The organism is Neisseria sp. P0009.S007, assembly GCF_051962515.1.
In genome coordinates this window covers 1-1,101 of record NZ_JBQCVF010000468.1, presented here as the reverse complement: position 1 = coordinate 1,101, position 1,101 = coordinate 1, and the positions used below count along the sequence as shown (strand labels likewise).

1 protein-coding gene and 1 pseudogene are annotated in these 1,101 nt (G+C 44.8%); both read right to left on the bottom strand.

All coding sequences use genetic code 11. The features are described 5' to 3' along the window. Positions 1-32 precede the first annotated feature (32 nt). Positions 33-227, bottom strand: coding sequence for a YgaP family membrane protein (locus tag ACTHS3_RS14115; RefSeq protein WP_003685761.1), 195 nt, complete (start codon positions 225-227; stop codon positions 33-35). Between the two features lie 445 nt (positions 228-672). Beyond that, positions 673-1,101 (bottom strand): annotated as a pseudogene (locus ACTHS3_RS14110) (TonB-dependent receptor); the annotation flags it as partial.

Genomic DNA, 1,101 nt, shown 5'->3' with positions numbered 1-1,101 from the left:
AGTTGTCCGACCGTACTCATGTTTTGCCTTCGTTATTTTTTGTTGATGCGGCAGGTGTTGATGCCCAATAAGCTGTACAGCGCACAGTTGCCAATCAGTGCTGTACCCAGGGGGATGATGCCCAGCCAACCCCACCAGCCAATTTGTCCGGTAGCGGCTGCAGCAATCAGCGCAACACCGATAACAATACGGATTACGCGATCTAAAGTACCCAAGTTTCGTTTCATTTTATTGCTCCTTGTTTAAGAATGGATTGTCTATAAATAAACATATATAACAAAAATCATATATGAGAAATATTATAGCTTTAAAGATGACTTTGTCAAATGGTTTACAGTAAAAGTGTAATGAATATTTGGATTGTATTTTTAAACTCCAACGTCATGGTTAAATGTAAAAATACAGCCTTATATTTTCAGACGGCACTGGAGATGATCTATATAATATTTTATTTATATTGGAAGAATTGGTAGTCAGTTTTCAGAAGGAATCAAATCATGACCGATTTGGAAAAGAAGCCCAATGGAGAAGATTTGAAGACTGGATAATCCGTTGTGTAACTAGAAAGGGAGAGGAGATACTTTAAAATCAAATTGTCTACGAATTATAAAAGGCCGTCTGAAAACTGAATTTCAGACGGCCTTTGGTTTCTTTATAACGTCGTTCGTATCATCAGAAACGATAGTTCACGCCCAAGGCAAACTCGCGGCCGCGTTCGTAGAAGGGCATGCGTCCGTTGCCGTCAGGGAAGCGTTGGCTGTGCGAACGGTATTGCTTGTTGCCGATGTTGTTGACGGCGAAGTTGACGTTCAGGTTGTCTTTTTTCAGCGGCTGCCAGTTGGCGTAGATGTCGTGTACGCCGTAGCCTGATTTCTTGCCGTGTATCGTGCCTTGTCCGCGGGCGACGTCGGTGTATTTCACGCTTTGGGCGTAGCGGCCGCGCCAGCCGATTTCGAGTTTGGGGTTTTCAAACTGATAAGACAGACCGGTCAGCCATTGGCGGCCGGTGTTCCAGAAGGTGAACGAGCTTTCGTGGTCTTCCGCTTGAATCGGGCTTTCGCCGTAGTACATTTCGCCGTTCAGACGGGGTTTGACGTAGGA

Coding starts and splice junctions, on each gene's coding strand:
- ACTHS3_RS14115 (WP_003685761.1), bottom strand. CDS start 227: ATGAAACGAAACTTGGGTACTTTAGATCGCGTAATCCGTATTGTTATC.